Raw genomic sequence first — 25,366 nt, forward strand, 5'->3', positions numbered from 1 at the left:
AATGCGTAGAAAGCCGATCTTACTTTGAGGCAAGTAATTGATGAAATTCTATTATCTTGGTTGGCTGCCAAAGTGATTGGTTTCGATGCGAAACTAAAACCAATGTACAACTCTGTTCGCAAATAGCCTTGGCTACACGCTTTTCTGTCTCTTCATCCAATGCCGAGGTGGCCTCATCCATTATCAGAATCGGTGCATTTTTGATAAGCGCGCGTGCTAAGGCAAGCCTTTGGCGTTCCCCTCCCGATAACCCTGCGCCTTGCAGGCCGACTTCTTGGTAAATGCCCAGTTCTGATCTGTCTAATACTTCATCCAGAGCCACTTGGCGTGCCGCTTTATCTACGGCTTGATCGTCGGCATCAGGGTTACCAATACGAATGTTACTGGCAATGGTGCCTGTAAAGATGAGTGGATCCTGCGGCACATAGGCGAAAAAGCGGGCAAGTTCAGTTGCGGGAACTGACGTGAGCGGCACCTTGCCCAAAGTGATCAGGCCTAGGGTGGGATCATCAAAGCGCATCAATAGCTTAAGTAAGCTGGTTTTACCTGAACCGCTCGGGCCACAAATCAGCACGCGTTCACCTGATTCGATAGTGGCATTGATATTTTGCACCGCAGGGGGAAATGTTACGTTATTCAATTCGATTGTATGATTGTTCGGTGTCTTTTGTTGCGCTTGGCTTGGCTCTTTGAGCGTTGGCGCATGAGTCGCTTGTCGATAGTGTTTAATAGCCGCTAACTGATCATTAATGCTTATTGCCGCCACGGCGAGAGTCTCAAGTGGCGCCGCCGCGCGCATGGTCAACATCAAAACAGCGAGCAGCATTATCGTATTGTTTATACCGGATAGCACCAGGTAGAGTGCCATGCCTGCAATAGGTAAAAAACTGGCGATAGCCGACAGTAATGTTGCTATAGCAGCGGCGCGATTAGTTCGTTCCAATGCGATTTCTTGTGTTTGCCAGTTTTGCTCCACCCGTGTTGTTGCGCCGCTATATCCTGCTGCTGTGCGCAGTAACTCTAAGTGGTCGATCAGTTCAAGAGTTGACTGCTCTGCAGCCAATTCAGTGTTGTTTCGGTCCATATCTGCGCGGGCAAGGGCTCGTTGCGCCATACTCTGAATCACAAATGACATCAGCAACAAGCTAGCCAACATTAGTACCAGTGGTATGCCACCGATCAATCCTATGCCAAAGGTAATGCAGAGCGGAATAAGCGGTGCATGAATAAATACCTGAAATTGATGTGCCGGAATACTCATAAAGCCAGGAATACTCCGAGAGACAGTTTCTATGAGTAGTGTCCTGACACTCGGTGTAAACCAAGAGAGTTTCGCTTGTTGCATGGTCGTGCCTAATGCACTGTAGAGCGCATTGGCCAGCCTTGCGCCAGCCCAAAAACCTGAACGCGAAGCCAGTATTGTGGTGAGTATGGTTATTGCGGCAATCGATAGCACTTTTTGCGGTGATTGCTGCTGAGTAATGGCTAAAGCCAGTTGAATGTAGCATGCCGCTTCCAATATGGCCGCCACAGCCCAACCGCAGGCAACAGGTATTAAGTGCTTTATGGCTGCGTAATCTTGGGGACGATTTATCATTGGCCTTCTCCTTCCCTGTGATAATGTTTGAGTGCGAGCTTGTCATCCGCCAGCTCGGCAAGCGTTAAGTCATGGGTGACCATCACAATCGTTTTGTGGTTTGTTTTTGCGTGATGGCGTAGTGCTGTGAACACGTTAAACGCCGTTTCGCTGTCTAGGGCCGATGTGGGTTCATCAAGCAATATCACCCTAGCGGGTGAAAGAAACACACGGGCAAGATTAACGCGTTGTATTTCACCGCCAGACAGTGTGCTTGCATGAGTATTTAAGGGTTTATCCAATTGCGCACAGTGTAATGCTGCTAAGTAATCGTCATCCGTGGCATAAGGTGCGGTGAGCGCGAGATTGTCGGCGATGGAGGTCGCCAGTAGTCCCGCACTTTGTGGTAATAGCATGATCGCGCGATTAATCGAGGCTTCATCCATCTCTTTGAGTGCCATACCAGCGAGTCGAATATCTCCGGCATTTAGCTGCTCCATGCCAGCTAATAAGCACAGTAATGTGGATTTGCCAACACCACTGATCCCTGTAACTGCCGTGACTCTGCCAGATCTAAATTGATAGTTAATGGGCACTGTTTTACTGCTTGTAGACATTGAAGGCACGACATCGGTGAGAGTGAGCGGCATAGGTGTATTAAGCTCAATATTGCCGTTACCAACAGGAACTCTCGATTGCTCAAGAAAATCCGTTAGCCGCTGAGCGGCAGCGCGGCCCGTGGCGAGATAATCAAGCCCATGCCCGAGCTTTAGGGCTGGCGTGACTATGGCCAGACTGAAGAACAAGGCTGCTGCAAGGTTTTCTGGGGGCCATTCATACCCGATGGCATAGACAATGGCAAAAGTACAGACAGCCTGCAGTAGTGATGTGGCCAAGGCGACTGAAGTTGATACCTTGCTTACCCGCTCAAGAATATCCCCAATAAAATGTGTCGTTGCCTTTTGGTAATCGGCCATAGCACCAGTTTGTACGCCATAAATGCGAAATACAGGCGCACCACGGGCGTAGTCATCTACTGCTGCAGTGATATTTCCCATCACATTGACTCGTGCTTCCCCCTGTTTTGCTGCAAGCCTTGGGATCACCACCAAATAGAAAAGTGCGGCGACTAGACCTGGGATAAGGGCAAGTAATGCGACTAAGCCCGCACTTAAGATCAGCAAACCAATAGTGATAGCAGGGACAATGATAAAGGTCGCTAGCTCAGAGGGTAAATGCGCGATCATATGATGCAATGACGCTATGTCATCGACCATTAATCGCTTTAACTTTTCGCCCTTATATTTTGCCAAGGTACTTGGTGGCAACCTGACAAGATGCGCTGCAACATGACGCCTTAATCTTCCAGAAAATTGCGCCTCAGCATTGTGGTTAACCCAAGATGCGCCAGCTGATAGCAACGCTGACACGACCCCAAATATGAGCGCCCCCGCTAACCATAGCGAATGATGGCCTGCAATAAGTTGAATCATGCACCAGAGTGCACCTAGTGCCATCACGCCAGCACCTGCCGCTAGCTGCATTCCGAAAGTGAGTGCGGGAATCGCCGGACGTAGGGCGAAGGCTAATGTTGAAGTGGGACTGAAAAGTCGCTGCATTTTAATGTTCACCTAAAAAATCGAAGTGGAACAGGCTGGGCTTCGGTCTGGAAAGTGTGATTAACACAAAGCCAATGAAGCGATGAAGTCTTGATATTGCAGAGTAAAAAATAGTCTGAGTGCCAGAGTTTATGGGCAAATGAACATCCACGAGCCAAATTCCTTGTTTCATAAAAATTGAACCGCCATGAGATGGCGACCATATTAAGCGGTCATTTTTATTTATCAACATGGTGTTGATAAATTTTTTTAACGGCGATAATATAATTGATAACTATTCTCATTGGCAACAAATCTTTCGTATAAGGAGTTATTACACATGCCCCGATTTGGTAAGTTTTACCCACAATCAAAGTGGGTTATCGGTTCTCTTGCGCTGGGGCTTAGCGCTATTTCAGGCTCAACTATTGCTGACAGTGGAACTGCTCCAGATAAGCAATCCAAGCAAAAAGATGCAGCGGGAAATATTGAAGTTATCACAGTTTACGGTCAGAAAATCGAGCGGACGCTGAAGGAAACGGCGAGCTCAGTGACAGTGATCACCGAAGAACAGTTGAGGAAAAATGCCGACCAATCAACGATTTCTGAAATTCTCGGCGGTACGCCAAACTTAATTTATGCCGGAAATACCGATGCGCCCATTATCCGCGGAACAGATACTAAAGGGCCTGTTGCAGCGGGTAATGCCTACTTATCTAAGCCTGTGCCCGGGGCAACTATCAGTGTTGATGGTAAATATCTGAGCCCCGCAGAACTGGATTTAGGTGCCGCTGGCGTGTGGGATGTGTCGTCTATTGAAGTTTACCGTGGTCCGCAAACGACCAGTCAAGGAGCCAACAGTATTGCTGGCGCTGTAGTGATCCATACCCATAATCCCACTTATACGCCAGAATTTGCAGCGCAAGCACTTTATGGCAGTCGGGATAAGAAGCGCTTTTCGGTCATGGCGTCCGGTGCGCTAAGTAATGACTTTGCCGCAAGAATTAGCGCAGATTACAGCGCTAGAGATACTTTTGTTGATTACGTTAACCCCGATTTTACTGCCCATGATTTAGATTTTGAGTTTAAAAACCAAAATCTACGGGCGAAGTTGTTATGGGAACCCGAAAAATACAGCAACTTTTCCGCCATGCTGACTTATTCCTCCACTGAGGCTAAACGTCCCAGAAACGAGGTGGTATCAGAACCCTATGATGACTTAGAAAATCGTTCAATTTTTCAGGATAATCAAGAAGTCAGCAATCATGTTGGAATTTTTGATCTTGAATATGTGTTCGACAATGGGATGAAGTTGCATAACCAACTGCAGTATTCAGAAGGGCAGTTTGATTATCGGTTCGCAGCACCTTATCAAGGGATCGCAAAACGAGATAATGAAAACTTTTCGAATGATATAAGGCTGAACTTTGGTGACAAAAGTTCAGAATTTAGTGGGGTTGCCGGTGTCTTCTACTGGGATGATAAAACCAACAACAAGCTGAACAACGTATTTGGTAATGCCGACGCCGACCTGAGACATACCAGTTTTGCCCCCTACGGTGAAGTCATATGGCGCTTCTCACCTAAGTGGGCATTCACCAGCGCTCTTCGTTATCAGTCTGATGAAATTAGCCACGATGGTATTGCCAGCTACATCCCAGGTGTGCGCCATCAATATGAAGAGACGTTTACGGCGTTATTACCTAAGGTTGCCCTGTCCTATGATCTGACAGATAACGTCTTAATCGGCGCTATGATCAGTGAAGGTAACATTCCTGGGGGCACAGGCATTAACTTCCGCGGCGGCGAATATTATACATTCGATGCTGAATCGGCATGGAACTATGAACTTTTTACCCGTATCGATCTGTTTGAACAGCGCTTAATCATAAATAGCAATCTCTTTTACACCCGCTTTAAGGATTCACAACGTTCAGTTACTGATTACCTCGATGGGCGTCCCTTTGGTTCTGTCATTATTAATGCCGATGAAGCGCAAAGCTATGGGATTGAATTAGATTGGAACTTTAAAGTGGCCGATAGTTTTAGCCTATATGGTGGGCTGGGTTTACTTGAAACTGAGATAAGTGAATTTAATGACTACCGTGGCGAGGAGTTTGTCGGCAATGAGTTTAGTAAAGCGCCGGGATATATGTTCAATATAGGGTTTGACTATTCAATCACAGACACGATCAAACTGAGCGGTGATGTGCGCCATACGGATGGATACTTTTCAACGGATACCAATGAGCCAGAGTTAAGAGTGGGATCTTACACTACGGTAAACCTGAATTCTTCCTATCAAATCAACCAATATTTTGAAGCCTTTGTTTATGCACGCAATTTGCTGGATGAACGTGCACCCGTGGCAAAAATGGCTGACAGAAGTACCGGAGGCGTGGATGCATATTTACTTGAACCTCGAGAAATAGGTGTAGGCGTTAGGGCGAAGTTTTAGCGGCTAGCTTCTACCCGCGGTATTGGCTATTGCCATGCAGCGGGTAGCAAGAGCGGTTAGAATGGCTTTTTTGCCTTGGAAACCTTATCGATATGACACAAGTACCGGAGCAACTTACTCAAAAACGCCAGCGTGGCAGACCTAGCCGTATTTCCCGTGAGGCTATCGCCAGAGCTGCGTTGGAGATTGGGGTTGATCAAGCGACCATCCCTGCTATAGCCGCGCATTTAAAGGTCGATCATTCTTCCCTCTACCATCACGTAGCAGGTCGAAATGATGTTATCTCCATTGCTGCTGAGCTTGCAATTAATGAGCTGGACTGGCGAGCGCCAGCGGCCACAGATTGGCGGAGCGAATTGATTATATTGACCGATGCCATTTGGGCACTGTATGAGCGTCATCCTGGCCTCGCTGAGTCTATCCATCAGGCCAGTGTTACGCCGTCATCGGGTATACGTTCTTTTGCTGAGTCGGTCGAAAAGCTGCAACAAAAAGGCTTCTCCCTCGATGAAGCAGTGCTTGCCGTTGATATCTTAGTTGACATGGTGGGGGAGTGCTTTTTGGGATGGTGGTCAACCACTAAACCAGAAGCCGATGGTCGGACACGTAAAGAGCGAATTATCGCAATTTGGGAAGATGAAGCCACCAAGCTCCCTGATAAAGCTGAGCAGATAAATGCGATGGTTGACATCATGAAGGTGGGCGCCCGCAAATGGTGGGAGCGAAAACGTGACTTAGTGTTAGCGGGTATTGCCGTTACCCATGCCCAAAAGGCAGGGAGATCCGATAAGGCTCAAACATAGCGCGTCGATATGAAAACCTCATAGCGGCTGCAGATTAGTACAAGATTTATTGCGTATAGGAAGTATCAGTTTGTGAAGGTGGTTTATGCACTGACGTGCTTTTTTGTGCTTTGTTTTGCCTCATTGCTGCTAGGCGCAAAGTATGCCTCTGTAACGCAGATGCTGACGTTATCGGATGATGTCTGGTTGGTGTTATCTGCGAGTCGTCTGCCGCGGCTCTTTGCCTTGATTTGCTCAGGTGTAGGGCTTGCAGTCTGTGGCGTGATATTGCAGCAGATTGTGCAAAACAAGTTTGTTGAACCTGCTACTTGTGGCGGGCTTGATGCCGCCAAACTAGGCATATTAATTTCAATCATTCATGCCCCGAGTATGGGTGTCACCGCCAGAATGTTGGGGCTTTGGTTTTTTGCCTGCTTGCGAGCTTAGCCTTTATTCTGATTATTCGTGGTATTCGGTATAAGAGTCCGGTGCTCATTCCAATTATTGGGATTATGTTTGGCAGTGTACTCAGTGCGATAGCGGAACTTTATGCTTATCAAAACAATATGATGCAGAGTATGCAGGGATGGATGCTGGGTGATTTTTCAAAAATCGTGCAGGGTAACTACGAAATCATCTATCTGATCCTTCCCGTAGTCATACTGACCTACCTTTATGCACAGCGCTTTACCATAGTGGGAATGGGCGAAGGCTTGGCTACCACACTAGGCCTGAGTTATTTCAACCTAGTTATCTTAGGGTTAGTGCTGGTTTCCCTGACCATAGCGACCACAGTTATCACAGTCGGGAGCATTCCATTTATTGGTTTGATTATTCCTAATCTTGTCGCTATGCGTTACGGCGATAATTTAAAACGTACCTTGCCTATTATCGCCTTTGCTGGCGCAACACTACTGATTATCTGTGACTTGCTTGGTCGGCTTGTTTTGTATCCCTTCGAAATTCCTATAGGTCTAACAGCAAGCTGTTTAGGTGGACTCATATTTCTAGTTATCGTTTGGAAAATCAAATGAAAGACAGTGCATGGCGTTTTTTGAGCTGGGGGCTGCCTATTATGTTGGCAGTCACATTTTTATTGATGGGCTCAGGCTTTGATTTTGACTATGTCATACCGAATCGATTGGTGCGTTTGGGCACTATTTGCCTTGGTGGTATCTGTATTGCATTTTCTTCGATACTGTTTCAGACCTTAGCCGGAAATCGCATTTTAACGCCATCTATCATGGGGTATGAAGGCGTTTACTTGATTTTGCAGGCACTGTTGATCCTTATCTTAGGGACGGGCAGCAGTATTCTGATCACCGCTAACAGCAATTTCTTTGTCTCAGTCGTGGTGATGCTGCTTTACTCAATGGCGATTCACCGTTGGCTATTTAGTGGAGATCGACATGATGTGTTCTTCCTACTGCTTGTGGGCTTAGTGCTCACTGTGGTGTTAGGCAGTTTTACTCAGTTAATCCAATATTCTATCAGTCCCGGTGAGTTTTCTATTTTCCAGAGCTACAGCTTAGCGTCGTTCAACCGCGCTCAACCAGAGCAATTGCTTATCTCTCTAGTACTTGTCAGTGCCGTGTGTATTGCCGCTTGGAGAGTGCGTGTAGTGCTTGATGTATTACTGATGGGGCGGGAGCAAGCTATCTCTCTTGGTATTGATTATCAAAAAGTGGTGCGCCTGCTATTGGGTCTTATCGCGGTATTGGTCGCAATATCAACCAGTTTAGTGGGGCCAACTGCCTTTATGGGGATATTTGTCGCGAATATGGCCTATGCACTGGCAAGGCATCCGTCGCACTCATTTACTTTGATAACAGGATGTGCCGTTGCTATCTCGGTTTTTCTGATCGCGCAAATGCTTGTTGAGCATCTGTTTAATTATCAAACCAGTGTTGGGCTGTTAATTAATCTATTTTGTGGCGCCTATTTCTTTGTTTTAATTCTTAAACCTCGGAGCGCAGTGTGATAACCGTCAATAACTTATATCAGTCTTATGGCGCGAAACCTGTGCTAAAAAATGTCACGGCACAATTTCCCGAACATCAGATGACTTCTCTCATCGGTCCTAACGGTGCCGGCAAAAGTACCTTACTGATGTCGATTGGTCGGCTACTGAATATCCAGCAGGGCGAGGTATTACTCAAAGGTACTGCTATCCACAATATTCCCTTGAAGGATTATGCCAAGCAAGTGGCAACCATGCGTCAGTTTAACAGCCTCAATTTACGCCTGACGGTCAGGGAGTTAGTGGCATTTGGTCGTTTTCCCTATAGCCAAGGGGCACTCACAAAGGAAGATCATCGCGCCATTGATGAAGCTCTGTCGTTTTTAGCTTTACAGTCATTAGCCAATGTATTTATTGATGAACTTAGCGGCGGACAACGCCAAATGGCTTTTCTGGCAATGGCGATTGCGCAGCAAACGGATTATTTATTGTTAGATGAACCGCTCAACAATCTGGATATGAAACATGCCGTTAGCATAATGCGGGCACTTCGCCATCTGTGTGACGATTACAAACGAACGGTAGTGTTAGTGGTTCACGATATCAATTTTGCGGCTAACTACTCCGACTATATTGTCGGTATGAAGCAAGGCGTTGTGCACTGCGCTGGACCCGTTGAAGAGGTCGTCACAGCACAAAGGTTAAAAGCACTGTACGAACTGGATCTTGAGGTGCTGAAAACGAACCAAGGAACAGTATGTAACTATTTCAACTTCAACTTACAAGGAGAATACAAGTGACGTCGAAATGTAGAAGTGGGACTAAAGTGATAGCGATTCTGTTATTTAGCTCGGCTTTTTTGCTGGCCTGCGACAATAAAACCGAATCAGTACAACTTGCATCATTGGATGCGAGTGCTTCAACGGCTGAGTTGGATTTTGCCCCGATAGAGGTAGAGCATAAGCTGGGCACTACTGTTATTACAAAACGGCCAGTACGCGTTGCGGCCCTAGATATGAATGAAGTCGACTATCTCGAACAGTTGGGTATTCCCATTGTCGGTATGCCAAAGGATTTTGTTCCTTACTACCTGAAAGACTACAGCAACAATAGTAATATCGTTGATTTAGGTGCTATCGTTCAACCCAATATGGAACGTATCTATGCACTTAAACCCGATTTGGTGCTGATGTCATCCGTTCAAGCTAGTCACTATCAAGCGCTTTCCAATTTGGCACCAACCATTCATTTGGATATTGATTATCAAGACAGCAACAGCGATTACTTTGATATAGTCACAAAACACTTATTGATGCTGGGTAAATTATTCGATAAGCAAACCTTGGCAAAACATAAAGTGGATGAACTGGAAACTAAGATCCAAGCCGCCAGAATGGTGATTAAGGACAGGCCAGAAAAAGCCTTGGTGGTGCTACATAATAATGGCGCTTTTCGATTTTTAGGTATTCGTTCTCGGTATGGGTTCATTTACAGTGCGCTAGGGGTTAAACCCGCTAGCTTATCAGAGCAGATGGGATTGCACGGTCAACCTGTATCAAGCGAGTTTATTCTTGAAAACAATCCCGACATCATTTACGTGGTAGACAGAACCGCAGTGATGGAGCGAAGCCCAGTATTGGATAAACAGTCCATAGATAACCCTCTTTTGCGTGAAACTAACGCTTGGAAGACGGGGAATGTTATTTTTGTGGATCCAGAGGCTTGGTATATAACTGGGGCGGGCATAACATCCCTTAATATCATGATTGATGATGTGTTAAAGGGTTATGTAAAGTAGCTGGCTGCAAATAGTCTATGGACGGCATAGCTAATGACTCATGAGATAAGTTACCTCTTGTAACATTTAAGCCCTACGGCTTAGGTAAATCGGTTTGCAACTTTAGTAGTGCTTAACATACAATCGCCTGCCAAATTATCTGAGGAAGTAGGGTTTGAATAGTGTGATACAAACAAGACGCACCCTAGCAATATGGCTTGCTGCCATATTGGTGCTATTGTCTGTTGCCATTGCTGTTCACAGTGTTTCCCATGCTAGTGAAGACTCTAAGGCCAATTGTTCGCTGTGCTTACATCAGCACCAGTTGCAACATGCGCTAACCAGTACACCCTTTCATTTTCAACTCGCTCAGCAGGGTTATATCTCGGTTGAGTTTCAGGCCGTTTCCTTTAAGCGACCTTTTAGTCGTTTCTTCAATAGTCGTGCTCCGCCCATAACAGCATAAGTTACTGTTTATTCAATTTATCTTAATTAACTTTGAGCGCCTTGGCTTAGCTAAGGCGCCGATGCTGTTTGTTTCCGGAGTGAAAATGACTTCTTTTTATGTCCCTAAGCGCACTGCGCTATTGCTGGGCGCCTTGTTTGTGCTCAATCCTATTTCAATGTTGTTGGCCGCAGAAAGCAGTCAATCGAGTTCACAAGCTATTGATACTGTGAGTGACGCAGTGCTTGACACTGACATTGAACGTTTAAGTATCCACTATCGCCAAGCCTATCGTGGCAATGTGTCCTCAACTGAACTTCCCCAAGCGATCAGTGTGTTAGACGAGCAATTGATAAAAGATGCGGGGCTGACGCGGTTTCAAGATGTACTGGACTATTCCGCGAGTGTGGCGCGGCAAAACAATGGCGGTGGTTTATGGGATAGCTTTTCGCTGCGCGGCTTTCCGGGCAACGAAAACATGCCATCGGGGTATTTAATCAATGGCTTTAATGGTGGCCGAGGTTTTAGTGGTCATAGAGATTTATCAAACGTTGCCTATGTCGAGATTTTAAAAGGCCCAGGTTCGGCACTTTATGGCCGCTCGGAGCCCGGTGGCACAGTTAATATCGTCACTAAGAAACCCCAATATGAAACCAGTGGTTATTTAAAAGCATCGGCTGGGAGTTTCGACCAATATCGGTTAGAAGGTGATGTGACCTCAGGTTTAACCGATAACTTGGCATTTCGGATTAATGGCGCTTGGCAGGAACACGATAGTTTTCGTGATTATATGTTTAGCGATAAAAAAATCGTTACGCCGTCTGTGCGTTGGCAGATTTCCGAAAAAGCTTCCTTGCTGTATGAAATGGAATACCTCAAGCAGGAACAGCTATTCGATCGCGGCATTATTGTGCTCAATAACGATATTAATACCGTACCACGCTCGCGTTATTTAGGTGAGCCTAATGATGGCGCAACGGAGGTGAATGCCACTGGGCATCAGCTGACCTATGACTATGAATTAAATGATGATTGGTCATTAACTGCTGGCTATAACTATCGAGACTCTAGCTTGAAGGGGTATTCGTCTGATGCCGAGTTAGCAAAGGGGCGGCAATCGCTATTTGATGATGGTCGCACGCTGACTAGGCAGCACAGATATCGTGACTACGCCTCTGAGGACAATTCGCTGCGTCTAGAGTTAAGTGGTCATGTGGATACGGGTTTTATTCGTCATAATTTGCTGCTTGGTGCCGATGCCTATCACTACAATTTGAAGACGGGACTGTATCGTTATCGGGGCAAAAAAGGTGAATACGCCATCGATATCTATGCCCCTCAATACGGTGGGCCTCAGCCAGAGGTGAGTTTGTTGTATGAGAATAACGAGACTCAAAAGGCGTGGGGGACCTATCTGCAAGATCAAATGGATTTAACTGAAAAGTGGAAGTTGCACCTTGGGCTAAGGTTCGATAGTTATCAGCAAGATATCAGTGAAGTCGCGAAAGATACTCTGTCAGAGCAAACCGATAGTCGAGTCAGCCCCAAGGTGGGTCTGGTGTATTTATGGTCCGATGCCTTAAGTTTCTATAGCTCTTATTCTGAAGGCTTTTTACCGCTTTCTGGAACTGACTTTGCGGGTAAGCCATTCGAAGCGGAAGAGAGTCAGTCGGTTGAACTGGGGATGAAGTTTAATGGTACTTGGTTAAACGATCTTCCTATAAACGGTAGTTTAGCCGTGTTCGATGCCCAAAAGAGCAATATCTTGACCTCAGATCCTATCAATGTTGGTTTTTCTGCCACCTTAGGTAAAGCTAAAAGTAGCGGGGTTGAACTCGATTTAGCCGCCGAACTGACGGAGGATTTACAAGCAAAATTATCCTATGCCTATCTTAATACCCGTACCGCCAATGACAGCTTGAATCCTGATTGGGGCGTGCTCATTCCTGCAGGCAGTCCACTGGTGAATGTGCCAAAGCATACCGCGAGTGTGATTCTGAAACAGGATTTGAATAGGCTTTCTATTGATGGTCATCTAGGGCTTAGCTGGCGTTATGTGGATGCGCGCCTCGGCGATTCTGCCGATCCGAGTTTTCAATTGCCTTCTTATCAGTTACTTGGGTTGTTTATGAACACCCACTTAAGCGACAACTTAAGCCTTGGAGTGAATCTGGATAACTTACTGGATGAACATTACATCGCGAGTAGCTATTCCGCTCTTTGGGCCGTGCCGGGTGAGCCACGTAGTATTAAAGTGAGTGTCAGCTATGAATTCTAATATCAGTGCTAACCCAGCGTTATCTTCAGGTTTTGCCGAGCAAGAACTGGGTCGTTCTATTGGCCGCACTCGGATTAATAGTATCGATATGATGCGCGGCATGGTGATGCTTATCATGTTACTCGACCATGTGCGGGAGCGGTTTTTCTTTCACATGCAGGTGAGCGATCCTATGGATTTGAGTTCGACCTCTTGGGGGCTTTTTGTGAGTCGCTTTGCCGCCCATTTTTGTGCGCCGGTCTTTGTGTTCTTAACCGGGGTTTCTGCATGGCTTTATGCCAATCGTAGCCATGGCGAGCCACGTTCAGCACGTATGTTTTTGATTAAACGCGGGCTGTTTTTAATCGCGCTGGAAATTTTTGTGATTAACTTCTCTAACCTCTCTTGGATGGTCAGCTATTACACCCTTTGGTTGCAGGTGATTTGGGTGATTGGTCTGAGTATGTTAGCGCTCGCTGCGCTGATAAACCTGCCTAGACCTTGGATGGCCCTTTTAGGATTTGCGATTGTTTTTGGCCATAATCTGTTGACGCCAATTGGTTTTCAGCCCAATGAGTGGGCTTACGGTCTGTGGACCATATTGCACGACCGCGGTTATCTCGTCAGCGAAGGTGCGCTTAGGGTTAAGGTGAGTTATCCCGTGCTGCCTTGGATTGGGGTGATCTTACTGGGTTATGTTGCAGGGCCACTTTTTAGTAATAAGCCGAACGGAAGCCATCTTGATGCATCGGCTCGCCAGCAAAAGCTGTTGTTTTTAGGGATCAGCTGTTGGGTACTTTTTGCGGTGCTACGTGGGTTTAACCTTTATGGCGAAACCCTGCCTTGGCAGTCGGGGCACATTTGGGTGAAACCTTGATGTCGGTATTCAATTTAACGAAATACCCGCCATCACTAAGCTTTTTACTGGTGACCTTAGGCGGCATGTTTTTTTGCTTAGTGGCCTTTGAGCGGTATTTTGCATCAAGTGGGAAAGTGGGTGGGGGATTAGCGCGAGTGGGCCATGGGTTGTCTGTGTTTGGCTCAGTCCCTATGTTCTTCTATATCTTACATTTGTACGTGCTGTTACTGCTTTATACTTTAGCGAAATTCATCTTTGGCGCAAACCATGGTGAGTACTTTGGCGTGAGCAATATAGGATGGGTTTGGTTTATCGCGGGCGTGTTAGCCATCGCATTGTATTATCCCGTTAAGCGATTTAGCGAGTATAAAAAACACAGCACTCAGGCTTGGATTAAGTACCTCTAATCTATTCTGTTTGATCAAGCTTTAAAGGCAAAAGTCGCCAAGTGTTTACTTGGCGACTTTTTTGCTTTGGTCAGAGCAATAATCTATTTAGCAATTATTCTGCGAGTAAGCTGCGTAGCATCCAGGCATTTTTCTCATGCAGTTGGATGCGCTGGGTGAGTAAGTCCGCAGTCGCCTCATCATTCGCTTGATTTACCAGCGGATACAAGGCTCTGGCATTGCGGATCACTAGCTCCTGATCGCTTAATAGTTCGCGGATCATGGTTTCGGCTTGAGTGACACCTTGATCTTCTTTTATCTCGGTTAGCGCGGCATAGGCTGAATATGAGCCGAGTGCTCTGGCGCCTAATGCACGTACACGCTCTGCGATAAGGTCGACCGCAAGGGCAAGTTCGGTATACTGCTGTTCAAATAGCAAGTGTAAGCTAGTGAACATTGGGCCAGTAACGTTCCAGTGAAAGCTATGGGTCTTAAGGTAAAGACTGTAGCTGTCAGCCAATAGTTGGTTTAGCCCTGCGGCGATTTCTTCTCTGTGAGCTTGATTGATACCTATGTTAATCATGGCGTTTTCCTTCTATTGTCTTACTGAGTGTGTTTAGTCTAATCTTCTGATATTAAATGTAAAATGAGTAAATTAGATTTTGTAAATCTATAAATTCGATTGAACTTCCGAGTGTTAAATCTCGTAAGCGATAAAGCCAGATATCATCTCCTTTCGCCGTGCTGCAGTAACAATGCCATGGCAGAACTGCTATCCTAGCGGCATATTGTGAGTCGATACTTTAATTGAATAAAACTGACCTTAATGAATAAATCAGCCTATTTAACCGCCATGAATGTGACAACTTGGCGAGTGCGCGACACTAAGGTGAAACCTTATTTAGTGATTTGGGATGAAAACGGTGAGTTACCAGAAGCAGAGCCGCTTATTGACGCTGTGCTAACGCTTATCGACATAAAGCGTGACGAATGTGATTTTGACTGTGAGCCCCATACGGGTAAACAGATCGTTTGGGATCTGCGACGTCACAAAGTTAGGCCACGTACCGCATGGTTAGTGTCTGAGCCGTTGGCCGATTTATTGGTGGGTTGGCAGGCTAAAAGCGCGCTCTGGCAGCAGATTTACCAATGGCGCGACCAAGTTAGCGGCCAAGCGCCAAGCAAGTCTTAAGCTCTACTCGTAAATACATTAATAACCAATACTTTGGAATACCGGCGTTGAACATCCCACCAGTAGATAGTCTATTCACAACACCATTCGCAGCACAATTGACAGCAGGTTTGCCTGTTGAGCTTGTGGCTCTCACGCTTGAAGATGTTCCCCAAATGGCGCAGCTTGAATCCTTGGCCCATAGCCATCCCATGAGTGAGGGGAATCTTGCCGATTGTTTTGGTCACTTGTACCGTGTCCTAGGTTTAAAGCTGAGTGTTAACTTAGAGGTAGATGTAAATACTGAGGCAAATATTGACGTCGTTTCGGATTCAGATACTTATCACGTCGAAGGACTCTTAGGGTTTGCGATAGTGCAGCAAATTATCGATGAAGTGACTTTATTGGATATTTGCCTATTACCGAGTCAGCAGGGCAAAGGTTACGGCAAGTTATTACTTAAGGCTGTGATGATATCGGCCAAGGTATCGGGCGCTGTGGTGCTTATGTTAGAAGTGCGAGAGTCTAATCTTGCCGCCCGTGCTTTATATCAACAGGCTGGCTTTATTGAATCGGGACGACGTAAAGGTTACTACCCGATAGAGGGCGGTAAAGAAGATGCTATCTTGATGGATTTAGCGATAACCCAAGAATAAGCTGAGCATTAGCATTCATGTCGTAAAACGACAGCTATACGAACCACTCTTCATAAACAACAGTCATAAATAACAGTCATAAACAACTGTCATAAAAACAGCCAATAAAAAACAGCGCCTAAGCGCTGTTTTTCTATTTGAATAACCCTGAACTTTATATCACTTAAACTCAGCATCACCTGAAGTTTGCATCAAGGTTATCCGCATCTAAGTAAGAAGTTTATTTCACTTCTTTACCTTGGGCCTGCAAGTCTGCATGGTAGCTTGATCGCACTAATGGGCCACAGGCTGCATGGGTAAAACCTAACTCATCGGCTAAGGCTTTAAGCTCATCAAACTCTGCTGGTGGCACATAACGTTCAACCGGCAAATGGAACTTAGACGGCTGTAGGTATTGGCCTAAGGTCAGCATTTCAACTTTATGTTCACGCAGATCACGCAGTACTTGAGCGATCTCTTCGTTGGTTTCACCCAGTCCCATCATCAGACCTGATTTAGTGGGCACATTGGGATGACGTTCTTTAAAGCGTTTTAGCAGATCGAGCGACCATTGGTAATTCGCACCTGGGCGCGCTTTACGATAATGCATGGGCGCCGTTTCTAAGTTGTGGTTAAACACATCAGGCGGCTCAGTCGATAAAATATCTAAGGCAGCATCGATACGACCACGGAAATCAGGCACTAAGGTTTCGATCTTGATGTCAGGATTTAGTTTGCGGATCTCACGAATACAATCGGCAAAATGCTGGGCGCCACCATCACGTAAATCGTCACGATCTACAGAGGTAATTACCACGTATTTCAGCTTCATATCGCGGATTGTTTGCGCCAATTTAACTGGCTCTTCAGCATCAGGCTTAAGCGGACGACCATGGGCCACGTCGCAGAATGGGCAACGACGAGTACAAATCGCACCCAAAATCATAAAGGTTGCTGTGCCGTGGTTGAAGCATTCCGCAAGGTTAGGGCAAGAGGCTTCTTCACAGACAGAGTGCAGGCCATTTTTACGCAGCGCTTGCTTGATGTCTAAAATGCGTTGATTCGATGCCGGCAGTTTAACCCGTAACCAATCGGGTTTACGCAACATAGTGTCGCGCTCTGATGGGACGATTTTGACCGGAATACGAGACACTTTATCGGCATCTCTTAGTTTTACTCCGGGTTGTAAACGTTCAGGCCTATTCATGACGCTGCTAATCCTTGATGATGAACTAGGTGTTGATAGCCCAGTAATTGGCTAAAAGTAATAGTAAGTTGCTCGCCCGCTTCAATCACGGTTTGTGGTCCGCCAAGTGCTTTGCATTGCACCATTTCAAGACCGGCATAACCACAAGGGTTGATGCGGCGAAATGGTGCTAAATCCATATCGACATTAAGGGCTAATCCATGGAATGAACAGCCTTTACGAATGCGTAATCCGAGGGAGGCAATTTTACGTTCGTCCACATATACGCCCGGCGCATCGGCTTTGGCATAAGCGTTAATGTCGTACTTGGCGAGCATATCGACAATGCTTTGCTCTATATGAGTAACGAGTTGACGCACGCCGACTTTACTACGTTTTATGTCGAGAAGAGGATATACCACTAGTTGTCCAGGGCCGTGGTAAGTGACTTGGCCACCACGGTCCACTTGGATCACAGGAATATCGCCAGCATTCAAAATATGCTCGCTTTTACCAGCTTGGCCTTGGGTAAACACGGGTGGGTGTTCTACTATCCACAGCTCATCTGGGCTCTCACTATTACGCGTGTCAGTGTAGTGCTGCATAGCATGCCACACTGATTCGTAATCTTGTTTTCCAAGATGCCGAATATGCAAAGTCGTGTCTTGCAAGGGCAACCTCTCCCCTTAGAATTGAGTGGCGCTATTATACGCCTCTTGACCATAAATGTAAGACAGATCACATTTCATGGCCTTGAGGAATATTTATAGTACGCGGCGTACGCCTTCGATGGCGGCAAGTTCAGTGTACAAAATTTCGATATGGTCTTTGCTGGTCACTGTCACGCGGATAGTAATGGAGTGATAGCTACCTTTGCTCGACGTTTTTGTCGAAGGTGAATAATCACCCGGTGCATGTTTTTGTACCACAGCCACGACTTTGTCAGTTAGCGTTTCGTGGGCTTCACCGACGACCTTAAAAGGAAATGCGCAAGGGAAATCCATCAGTTCATCAAATTTAGTGTCTAACATACTCAGTACTCTTAGCGGCTATATTGGGATATATATGGTGGCGATTATACCCGATTCAAGGGCGATGCACTCCCCAAAAAAATAAAGCCACCCTAAGGTGGCTTTATTTATGGGACTTAGCTTAGCTAAACCATCCAGAAAACATCTGCTTAAAGTAATCGACTAATTTACTAAACCAGCTACCTTCGTTGACTTCTTGCAAGGTCACCAGTGGGAACTGGGCAATGTCTTTACCATCAAGTTGGAAGAATAGACGGCCTACAGTTTCACCTTTTTTCAACGGTGCATCTAATGGCTTAGTCAATTCGAAGTTTGCTTTCAAGTCTTTACCGCGGCCACGGCTGATCGTAATAGGTGTATCAGTTGCGACGCCTAAATCAACAGTGCTCTTGTCACCGTACCATATCTGTTGGGTTGTGAAACTATCACCCGCTTTGTAAGGCGTGACAGTTTCAAAGAAACGGAAGCCATAGGTCAGTAACTTTTTACTTTCAGCTTTACGGGCTGATTCACTTTGAGTACCCAGAACCACAGAAATCAAACGCATGCCGTCTTTGGTTGCAGATGCCACTAAGTTGTAACCTGCACCAGAGGTGTGGCCTGTCTTGATACCGTCCACGCTCATGCTGTTATCCCACAACAAACCATTACGGTTATATTGTTTGATACCGTTGAAGGTATAAAATTTTTCGCTATAGATGCGGTATTCTTCTGGAACGTCGCGGATTAAGGCTGCACCTAACAATGCCATATCATAGGCAGTTGTTTTGTGGTTTTCTGAGTCTAAGCCATGGGAGTTTTCGAAGTAGCTATCACGCATACCCAGCTGTTTTGTCCATGAGTTCATCATGTCAACGAAGGCGCCTTCGGTGCCAGCGATATGCTCTGCCATAGCTACACACGCATCGTTACCCGATTGGATGATGATACCGCGGTTTAAATCCCCGACTTTAACGGTAGTTCCGACTTCAATGAACATCTTTGAGGAGTCAGAGAAGTTTTTAGACCAGGCATTTTTACTGATAGTCACATCATCATCGACCGAGACATTGCCCGCTTTGATTTCTTGACCTATGACATAGCTGGTCATCATTTTAGTTAGGCTGGCTGGGTTAAGGCTTTCATAAGCGTTACTCTCAGCGATAATCTGGCCCGAATTATAATCCATCAAGACGAAAGCCTTGGCGGCCACTGCTGGTGCATCAGGTGTAATAATAGGCTGCGCAGCATAAACGGGGAGAGACACACTGGAAATTAGCAGCAATGTTTTAATGGGACTTTTTACAAAATTCATCATTAACTTGGCACGTCTTTTGGTTGTATTAAATGGAAAGGATTCGAGAAGATCTCCAACAGTGTACCACTTTCTGACTGTGGGTTTTAGTGAAGGTTCCTTCATCTCTATTTTTAAATCAATTCTGGTCCGAGCAAACAGTCATTACTCATGGACTATATAGCCCTCAGGAAACCCATTTTGCTTGACGTTATTGAGCAGTTTGTCTGCTAATTCAGGTTGGCCTATGGGGCCGAGCTGTAGTCTAAACATATTGTTTGCGGCTTGTACACGGGTCTTTACCTGATATTTTCGCTCCAGATTTTTCGCCATGGTATTGAGTTTGGCTTTATCTTTCGATGCGACTAACTGAATGTAATGATTACCTGTATCTTGCGCGCTGGCAATAGCCGAATTAGTGGCCGCGACACTGCCGACATACACCACATCGAGTTTGATCCGCGCGGTTCCTTTGCCGAGCATGCCGAGTTTATAGGCGGCGGCGTAGGAGACGTCGAGAATACGGTCTGAGTGGAATGGCCCGCGATCGTTGATACGAATGATCACTTGCTTATTGTTATCTAAGTTAGTGATCCGAGCATAACTTGGCAGTGGCAGCGTTTTATGAGCACCTGACATGGAATACATGTCATAGGGTTCGCCATTGGATGTCTCATAGCCATGAAATTTTTCACCGTACCATGAGGCACGGCCCGTTTCACTAAAACCTTGGCCTGTGTTCATCACAGTGTAAGACTCGCCGTAAACCGTATAGGGCTTGTTACCGCGGCGACTATAGGGCTCGTACTTAGGCGTGGCATTTGGCACATGGTCCACATTGGGTGGATTGAGTGGCAGCTTGTCATTCTTTAGCGAATAGCGCCCCTTGTTGGGGTCCATATTTTTTTTGTTTGTGCTGGAGCTAGCTTGGTTTGGGCTCGAAGAACACGCAACAAGTGTGAAGCACGCAACCAAAGCGACAAGCTGTAAAAGATTATTTTTTAGCGGCATGCTGTTCCTTTAATTGTTGGCTAAATTGATAAACGGCCATTGAATACAAAGGACTGCGATTATAGCGAGTGATTACATAAAAATTGTTTAAGCCAAGCCAATAATCATCGTGATCGGCTTGTTCCAGTTTAATGAGTAAGGCTTTTTGCGAGACATCCAAGTCCCTCGCATCAGCCAAGGACAAGGTTGGCGTTAGAATATTGGCGACTTTATAATTGAGCTTTTCGCCTGCCCATACTTTTGCTTTGGGCGCTGTTTGGCTGCTATTGACCAGTGGCAAAGCAACGGGTGCATTGGCTTGCCAACCGTGTTCATGGAAATAATTGGCGACACTGCCAATCGCATCCTCTGGGCTTTGCAATAAATCGCGGTTACCACTGTTATCGAAATCGACGGCGTAATGGCGGTAACTTGAGGGAATAAACTGTCCATAACCCATGGCACCCGCATAGGAGCCTTTGAGGGTATTGATATCTAAGTGCTCTTCTTTGACTAATTTCATCAACTCACCAAATTCCTTGCGGAAAAAGGTGGCGCGAGGCGGATAGTGAAAACCTAAGGTATAGAGGGAATCAATTACAGGGTAATTACCTGTGAACTGGCCGTAAAAGGTTTCAATCCCAATAATGGCAACGATAATCTGTGGGTCGACTTGGTACTTAGCCGCCGCTTTAGCAATGGTTTTCTCGTGTTTTTTCCAAAAAGCGAGCCCAGCATCAAGACGTTTTTCTGTTAAAAAAATCGGGTAATACACATGCCAAGGTTTTGCTTCCCATGGACGGGTCATCGCATCGATAACCCCTTGGTTGTATTTTGCTTTGTCTAGAAAAGCGAGCACTTCTGTCCGAGTAAAACCTTGTTTTACTTGGGCTTGGATAAACTCTTCTTTGAGCTCAGCGGGAGTGGCGGGTACTAGTACTTTATCCACTGCGGGAGCCACTGGGGTGCTTGAAGCGGGTGCCTGCGCGGGTGTCGGTTCATTTGCCGTGGTGCATGCGACTAAGCATGAACTTAAACACAGTAAACCGAGTGGAGCCAAATAAGCTCGGAGAGTAGGCATAAAAAAGTCCCTAAAATTATCTATCTACGAAACGTCTATGGGTATGAATGCTCATAAGAATGCCAAACCCTGTCATCAATGTCAGCATGGAGGTTCCACCATAACTGACAAGGGGCAGTGGTACACCTACCACGGGCAGGATACCTGAAACCATGCCAATATTCACAAAAACATAAACGAAAAACGTCAGCGTGATACTGCCAGCCAGTAGACGAGCGAAACTGGTTTGTGCGCGAGAGGCGATGACTAACCCACGGCCTATGATGTAAAGGTACATAATTAACAGTAAGATACTGCCAATTAAACCAAATTCTTCACCGATCACCGCAAAGATAAAGTCGGTATGGCGCTCGGGAATAAACTCAAGCTGTGATTGAGTGCCTTCGAGCCAACCTTTGCCCCAAAGTCCACCTGAGCCGATGGCGATTTTCGACTGGATAATGTGATAACCCGCGCCGAGGGGATCTTGCTCTGGATCGAGCAAGGTTAATACCCGCGTTCTTTGGTAATCGTGCATCAAGAAATACCAAAGGATAGGCAGGAAGGCGAGTACTGCCGCGATAAAGCTGCCAACAATGATCCAGCTCATGCCCGATAAAAACAGCACAAAAATCCCCGATGCGGCCACCAAAATTGAGGTGCCTAAGTCGGGTTGTTTAGCGATCAATAGGGTTGGTACGAGTAAAATCACTCCTGCGCCAGCGAGGTAACGTTTCTTGGGGGGAAGAGGGAACTTACTGATATACCAAGCCATTGTGATGGGGAAGGCGAGTTTAATAAGCTCTGATGGTTGAAACTCCATAAAGCCTAAGTTCAACCAGCGCTGCGCGCCTTTATTGATTTCACCGAAAAAGTGTACCCCAAGCAGCAAGACAACCCCCGCAAGATAAATGGGTAATGCCCAACGTTTAAGCGCTTCAGGATTGATTTGTGCCATGGTAAACATGATGCCTAGCGACAACACCATACGGAATAGTTGTCGTTCCATCATCTCTAAATCTGCACCGCTGGCAGAATAGATGACAAACAGGCCAAAGCCCATCACAGCTAATAGTCCGAGCAATAAAGGCAAGTCTATGTGCAAGCGTTGCCAGATGTTTTGATATTGGCTATGGGTACTCATGGTATGGGTTTCCAAGTATCTCTAAGCATATATTCATCGAGCATAGCTCGAGCGACTGGGCCAGCATTTGCGCCGCCCCAACCTGCGTTTTCCATCACGACGGCGAGGACGATTTTAGGATCCTCGAAGGGCGCATAGGCCACAACTAAGGCATTATCGCGGAAATGTTCGGCAATTTTACTGGCATCGTATTTCGTATTTTCCGCCACGCCGATGACCTGTGCAGTACCGGTTTTCATTGCGGCAGTGTAAGTGGCATCGGTAAAGCGTGACTTATTTGCAGTTTGGCGCATAGCTTCGTTGATGATGTTCCAGTTACGGGGATTTTTAAGTTCAATTGGCGGTAACTCATTAATCGGTGAGTCAATTTTGGCAGTATTGTCTTTAATGGATCTCAGCAGATGTGGCGGGAGACGGCGGCCTTTGTTGGCCATAATCCCAACGGCATTAGCGAGTTGTAATGGCGTTGCCGTCCAATAACCTTGGCCAATACCTACGGAAATGGTGTCGCCTATATACCAAGCTTGATTGTACTTTAAGCGTTTCCATTCTTTGGATGGCATATTGCCAGCCGATTCTTCAAAGATATCAATCCCTGTATTTTGGCCAAAGCCAAATTGTTCCATAAAGCGGGCGATATGATCGACACCGACCTTATAGGCTAACTCATAGAAAAAGGTATCGCAGGATTCTACAATCGCGCTATAAACGTTGACCCAGCCATGCCCCCAGCGTTTCCAGTCGCGGTATTTACGTTCAACACCAGGTATTTGCCAAAAACCGGGATCCCACACTCGGGTACTCTCGCTAATGGCTTTCTCATCAAGGCCTAACAGTGCGAGGTGAGGCTTGATGGTAGACGCAGGTGCATATTGACCTTGAGTCGCACGGTTGATCAAAGGGCGGGATTTATCATTGAGTAACGCACTGTAATCTTTGCTATTAATGCCTTGTACAAACTGGTTTGGATCATAGCTTGGGCTCGATACCATAGCTAATACTCCACCGTCACGGGGATCGATGGCAACAATAGAACCACGCAGACCTGTGAGTAGTTCCACCGCTTTTTGTTGCAGCTTGAGATCTAAGGTGAGGTAAATATCTTGCCCCGGCTCTGGCGGAACAATTTTTAAGGTGCGAATGGCGCGACCGCGGTTGTTCACTTCTTCTTCTAAGTGTCCGGGTTTGCCATGCAGCAAAGATTCATAAAATTTTTCAATGCCTTGCTTACCAATGTCTTTGGTTGCCGCATAGTTTTTCCACAGATCGCTGCGTTCAAGTTGGGCGCGATCTCGGGTGTTAATTTTACCTACATAGCCCAGCACATGGGTGATTTGCGCGCCGTAGGGATAGTTACGTTTAAGACCCGCTTCGACCGAAATCCCCGGAAATCTGTGTTGGTTAACACTGAAAATGGCCACTTGTTCTTCGGTGAGCTGGTTTTTCAGTGTTAGCGGTTTGAAACGGCGATGAAATTTCAGGGCGTCAGTAAAGGTTTCGCGCTCATCATCACTGATCTCAATTAACTTGCCGAGTTCATCTAAGGTCTCTGACATGTTACTGATTTTTTCAGGCACGAGATCGAGGGAATAAAAGGGTAAATTTTCAGCTAAAAGTATACCGTTGCGATCGTAAATGAGACCACGACTAGGGGCAATTGGAACAACACGAATGCGATTATCATTTGAGCGAGTTGCATAATCTTTATAGGATTCAACCTGTAAATGATAAAGGTTGGTGATTAATACGCTAAATAGAGCGAAAACGCAAAAAAAAGTGAAAAGCGCCCTGCGCTTAAAAAGAGACGCCTCGGCGGCGTGATCATGCATTGTTATCCGCTTTTTTGGCGACACTTATGCTATCTCCGGCTGATCCCATGACGGGTGGTTGACACTCGTTAACATCAAGATCCCGCTATTCTCTATGGTAGGGGTGATTCGTGTTCACGCTCCACGCGCGGTACAAACTTTCGGCAACCACCACCCGTACGAGTGGGTGAGGTAAGGTTAATGCCGAAAGACACCAACTTTGGTTTGCCGCTTCTTTGCAAGCTGGCGCTAATCCTTCAGGTCCACCAATCAGTAAACTGACGTCGCGACCATCGAGTTGCCATTTAGTCAGTGCGGTTGCTAGCTCGGGGGTCGTCCAGTTTTTGCCGGGGAGATCTAAGCTAACAATATGATTGCCTTTGGGAATGGCCGCCAACATTTGTTCGCCTTCTTTTTGAAGTATCCGGACAATGTCGGCATTTTTCCCCCGCTTTCCAGCGGGTATTTCGATAAGCTCCAGCGCCATATCACGGGGAAAACGGCGCTGGTATTCTTCGAAACCACGGGTAACCCAATCGGGCATCCGTGTTCCTACTGCGATGAGCTGTAACTTCATCAGTCTTGCTTTTCTGACCAGAGCTTTTCAAGCTGGTAGAAATCACGGGTTTGATCTTGCATAACGTGCAGGATCACATCGCCCATGTCCACAAGAACCCATTCGCTGCTTTCGCGGCCTTCAACACCTAAAGGTGGAATACCGGCTTTTTTCGCTTCAACCACAAGGTTTTCAGCGATAGCTTTAACGTGAGTCTTTGATGTACCTGAACATATGACCATGTAGTCAGTGATGTTAGATTGCTTGCTGACATCCAGAACAACAACGTCTCTGGCTTTCAAGTCGTCGATCTTGTCGACAACAAACTGTTTTAATTCCGCGCTCTGCACGCTGGCGTACCTCATTAATTTTAAATAGCGCGGTAGTATACCAGTGTTGCTGCTGGGAATACAT

22 protein-coding genes and 2 pseudogenes are annotated in these 25,366 nt (G+C 46.2%); 11 read left to right on the plus strand and 13 right to left on the minus strand.

Going from position 1 to position 25,366, the window contains the following annotated elements; translation table 11 throughout:
* Window positions 1-19: 19 nt before the first annotated feature.
* Window positions 20-1,597 carry an ABC transporter ATP-binding protein gene (locus CKQ84_RS13380; protein WP_105251674.1) on the minus strand — a complete coding sequence of 526 codons (1,578 nt, stop codon included), beginning with the start codon at window positions 1,595-1,597 and terminating at the stop codon, window positions 20-22.
* A complete protein-coding gene (locus CKQ84_RS13385) occupies window positions 1,594-3,195 on the minus strand; it encodes an ABC transporter ATP-binding protein (protein ID WP_105251675.1) in 1,602 nt (533 codons plus the stop codon). The genes CKQ84_RS13380 and CKQ84_RS13385 overlap by 4 nt, the downstream gene beginning before the upstream one ends.
* Window positions 3,196-3,514: 319 nt before the next feature.
* Between CKQ84_RS13385 and CKQ84_RS13390 the strand changes: the two genes are divergently transcribed.
* The 9 genes and pseudogenes from CKQ84_RS13390 (at window position 3,515) to CKQ84_RS13430 (ending at window position 14,119) form a co-directional block, all read left to right on the plus strand.
* A complete protein-coding gene (locus tag CKQ84_RS13390) occupies window positions 3,515-5,632 on the plus strand; it encodes a TonB-dependent receptor (protein WP_105251676.1) in 2,118 nt (705 codons plus the stop codon).
* 92 nt (window positions 5,633-5,724) lie between these two features.
* Complete coding sequence (locus CKQ84_RS13395) at window positions 5,725-6,435, plus strand: TetR/AcrR family transcriptional regulator (RefSeq protein ID WP_105251677.1); 711 nt, start codon at window positions 5,725-5,727, stop codon at window positions 6,433-6,435.
* Between the two features lie 159 nt (window positions 6,436-6,594).
* Window positions 6,595-7,448: pseudogene (locus tag CKQ84_RS13400) on the plus strand (ABC transporter permease).
* On the plus strand, window positions 7,445-8,395 hold the full coding sequence (locus CKQ84_RS13405) for an iron chelate uptake ABC transporter family permease subunit (RefSeq protein WP_028761494.1): 951 nt from the start codon (window positions 7,445-7,447) through the stop codon (window positions 8,393-8,395). Before CKQ84_RS13400 ends, CKQ84_RS13405 begins: the two are co-directional and overlap by 4 nt.
* A complete protein-coding gene (locus tag CKQ84_RS13410; RefSeq protein ID WP_014611499.1) occupies window positions 8,392-9,174 on the plus strand; it encodes an ABC transporter ATP-binding protein in 783 nt (260 codons plus the stop codon). The genes CKQ84_RS13405 and CKQ84_RS13410 overlap by 4 nt, the downstream gene beginning before the upstream one ends.
* Window positions 9,171-10,172 (plus strand): siderophore ABC transporter substrate-binding protein, encoded by a 1,002-nt coding sequence (locus CKQ84_RS13415; RefSeq protein ID WP_105251678.1) that lies wholly within the window; start codon window positions 9,171-9,173, stop codon window positions 10,170-10,172. Before CKQ84_RS13410 ends, CKQ84_RS13415 begins: the two co-directional genes overlap by 4 nt.
* A gap of 154 nt (window positions 10,173-10,326) precedes the next feature.
* Complete coding sequence (locus CKQ84_RS13420; protein WP_028761491.1) at window positions 10,327-10,617, plus strand: DUF2607 family protein; 291 nt, start codon at window positions 10,327-10,329, stop codon at window positions 10,615-10,617.
* A gap of 85 nt (window positions 10,618-10,702) precedes the next feature.
* Entirely contained in the window at window positions 10,703-12,874 is a 2,172-nt protein-coding gene (locus CKQ84_RS13425; protein ID WP_105251679.1) for a TonB-dependent siderophore receptor, read from the plus strand.
* Window positions 12,864-14,119 (plus strand): annotated as a pseudogene (locus CKQ84_RS13430) (DUF1624 domain-containing protein). Before CKQ84_RS13425 ends, CKQ84_RS13430 begins: the two are co-directional and overlap by 11 nt.
* Before the next feature lie 94 nt (window positions 14,120-14,213).
* Here the strand turns inward: CKQ84_RS13430 and dpsA are convergent.
* A complete protein-coding gene (gene dpsA / locus CKQ84_RS13435) occupies window positions 14,214-14,681 on the minus strand; it encodes a DNA starvation/stationary phase protection protein DpsA (RefSeq protein WP_028761488.1) in 468 nt (155 codons plus the stop codon).
* A 243-nt stretch (window positions 14,682-14,924) separates the two neighbouring features.
* Here dpsA and CKQ84_RS13440 point away from each other — a divergent pair, with 243 nt between their 5' ends.
* Both CKQ84_RS13440 and CKQ84_RS13445 read left to right on the plus strand, forming a co-directional pair.
* Entirely contained in the window at window positions 14,925-15,290 is a 366-nt protein-coding gene (locus tag CKQ84_RS13440; RefSeq protein ID WP_028761487.1) for a hypothetical protein, read from the plus strand.
* A 155-nt stretch (window positions 15,291-15,445) separates the two neighbouring features.
* Window positions 15,446-15,925 (plus strand): GNAT family N-acetyltransferase, encoded by a 480-nt coding sequence (locus tag CKQ84_RS13445; RefSeq protein ID WP_105253067.1) that lies wholly within the window; start codon window positions 15,446-15,448, stop codon window positions 15,923-15,925.
* Window positions 15,926-16,145: 220 nt separating this feature from the next.
* Here CKQ84_RS13445 and lipA read toward each other — a convergent pair whose 3' ends face one another.
* The 10 genes from lipA to rsfS form a co-directional block, all read right to left on the minus strand.
* On the minus strand, window positions 16,146-17,111 hold the full coding sequence (gene lipA, locus CKQ84_RS13450) for a lipoyl synthase (protein WP_028761485.1): 966 nt from the start codon (window positions 17,109-17,111) through the stop codon (window positions 16,146-16,148).
* Window positions 17,108-17,761, minus strand: a complete 654-nt coding sequence (gene lipB / locus CKQ84_RS13455) for a lipoyl(octanoyl) transferase LipB (protein ID WP_028761484.1) — start codon at window positions 17,759-17,761, stop codon at window positions 17,108-17,110. The genes lipA and lipB overlap by 4 nt, the downstream gene beginning before the upstream one ends.
* 93 nt (window positions 17,762-17,854) lie before the next feature.
* A complete protein-coding gene (ybeD, locus tag CKQ84_RS13460) occupies window positions 17,855-18,121 on the minus strand; it encodes a DUF493 family protein YbeD (protein WP_006082758.1) in 267 nt (88 codons plus the stop codon).
* A 121-nt stretch (window positions 18,122-18,242) separates the two neighbouring features.
* Window positions 18,243-19,418, minus strand: coding sequence for a serine hydrolase (locus CKQ84_RS13465; protein WP_028761483.1), 1,176 nt, complete (start codon window positions 19,416-19,418; stop codon window positions 18,243-18,245).
* A 141-nt stretch (window positions 19,419-19,559) separates the two neighbouring features.
* Entirely contained in the window at window positions 19,560-20,405 is an 846-nt protein-coding gene (locus tag CKQ84_RS13470; protein WP_105251680.1) for a septal ring lytic transglycosylase RlpA family protein, read from the minus strand.
* Window positions 20,389-21,465 (minus strand): lytic murein transglycosylase B, encoded by a 1,077-nt coding sequence (gene mltB / locus CKQ84_RS13475; protein WP_105251681.1) that lies wholly within the window; start codon window positions 21,463-21,465, stop codon window positions 20,389-20,391. The genes CKQ84_RS13470 and mltB overlap by 17 nt, the downstream gene beginning before the upstream one ends.
* Before the next feature lie 16 nt (window positions 21,466-21,481).
* Complete coding sequence (gene rodA / locus CKQ84_RS13480; RefSeq protein ID WP_028761480.1) at window positions 21,482-22,588, minus strand: rod shape-determining protein RodA; 1,107 nt, start codon at window positions 22,586-22,588, stop codon at window positions 21,482-21,484.
* A complete protein-coding gene (gene mrdA / locus CKQ84_RS13485) occupies window positions 22,585-24,441 on the minus strand; it encodes a penicillin-binding protein 2 (protein ID WP_105251682.1) in 1,857 nt (618 codons plus the stop codon). Before mrdA ends, rodA begins: the two co-directional genes overlap by 4 nt.
* Window positions 24,442-24,502: 61 nt before the next feature.
* Entirely contained in the window at window positions 24,503-24,973 is a 471-nt protein-coding gene (gene rlmH, locus CKQ84_RS13490) for a 23S rRNA (pseudouridine(1915)-N(3))-methyltransferase RlmH (protein WP_006082752.1), read from the minus strand.
* Complete coding sequence (gene rsfS / locus CKQ84_RS13495) at window positions 24,973-25,302, minus strand: ribosome silencing factor (RefSeq protein ID WP_006082751.1); 330 nt, start codon at window positions 25,300-25,302, stop codon at window positions 24,973-24,975. The genes rlmH and rsfS overlap by 1 nt, the downstream gene beginning before the upstream one ends.
* Between the last annotated feature and the right edge of the window lie 64 nt (window positions 25,303-25,366).

It is taken from the genome of Shewanella sp. WE21 (assembly GCF_002966515.1).
GTDB lineage: Bacteria > Pseudomonadota > Gammaproteobacteria > Enterobacterales > Shewanellaceae > Shewanella > Shewanella oncorhynchi.

Excerpts from the sequence above, each read along its gene's own strand:
- rodA (WP_028761480.1), bottom strand. The coding sequence starts at position 22,588 with ATGAGTACCCATAGCCAATATCAAAACATCTGGCAACGCTTGCACATA.
- lipA (WP_028761485.1), bottom strand. The coding sequence starts at position 17,111 with ATGAATAGGCCTGAACGTTTACAACCCGGAGTAAAACTAAGAGATGCC.
- ybeD (WP_006082758.1), bottom strand. The coding sequence starts at position 18,121 with ATGTTAGACACTAAATTTGATGAACTGATGGATTTCCCTTGCGCATTT.
- CKQ84_RS13390 (WP_105251676.1), top strand. The coding sequence starts at position 3,515 with ATGCCCCGATTTGGTAAGTTTTACCCACAATCAAAGTGGGTTATCGGT.
- rlmH (WP_006082752.1), bottom strand. The coding sequence starts at position 24,973 with ATGAAGTTACAGCTCATCGCAGTAGGAACACGGATGCCCGATTGGGTT.
- CKQ84_RS13395 (WP_105251677.1), top strand. The coding sequence starts at position 5,725 with ATGACACAAGTACCGGAGCAACTTACTCAAAAACGCCAGCGTGGCAGA.
- CKQ84_RS13470 (WP_105251680.1), bottom strand. The coding sequence starts at position 20,405 with ATGCCGCTAAAAAATAATCTTTTACAGCTTGTCGCTTTGGTTGCGTGC.
- CKQ84_RS13465 (WP_028761483.1), bottom strand. The coding sequence starts at position 19,418 with ATGATGAATTTTGTAAAAAGTCCCATTAAAACATTGCTGCTAATTTCC.
- CKQ84_RS13445 (WP_105253067.1), top strand. The coding sequence starts at position 15,446 with ATGGCGCAGCTTGAATCCTTGGCCCATAGCCATCCCATGAGTGAGGGG.
- mltB (WP_105251681.1), bottom strand. The coding sequence starts at position 21,465 with ATGCCTACTCTCCGAGCTTATTTGGCTCCACTCGGTTTACTGTGTTTA.
- CKQ84_RS13380 (WP_105251674.1), bottom strand. The coding sequence starts at position 1,597 with ATGATAAATCGTCCCCAAGATTACGCAGCCATAAAGCACTTAATACCT.
- CKQ84_RS13425 (WP_105251679.1), top strand. The coding sequence starts at position 10,703 with ATGACTTCTTTTTATGTCCCTAAGCGCACTGCGCTATTGCTGGGCGCC.
- CKQ84_RS13405 (WP_028761494.1), top strand. The coding sequence starts at position 7,445 with ATGAAAGACAGTGCATGGCGTTTTTTGAGCTGGGGGCTGCCTATTATG.
- CKQ84_RS13385 (WP_105251675.1), bottom strand. The coding sequence starts at position 3,195 with ATGCAGCGACTTTTCAGTCCCACTTCAACATTAGCCTTCGCCCTACGT.
- CKQ84_RS13440 (WP_028761487.1), top strand. The coding sequence starts at position 14,925 with ATGAATAAATCAGCCTATTTAACCGCCATGAATGTGACAACTTGGCGA.
- dpsA (WP_028761488.1), bottom strand. The coding sequence starts at position 14,681 with ATGATTAACATAGGTATCAATCAAGCTCACAGAGAAGAAATCGCCGCA.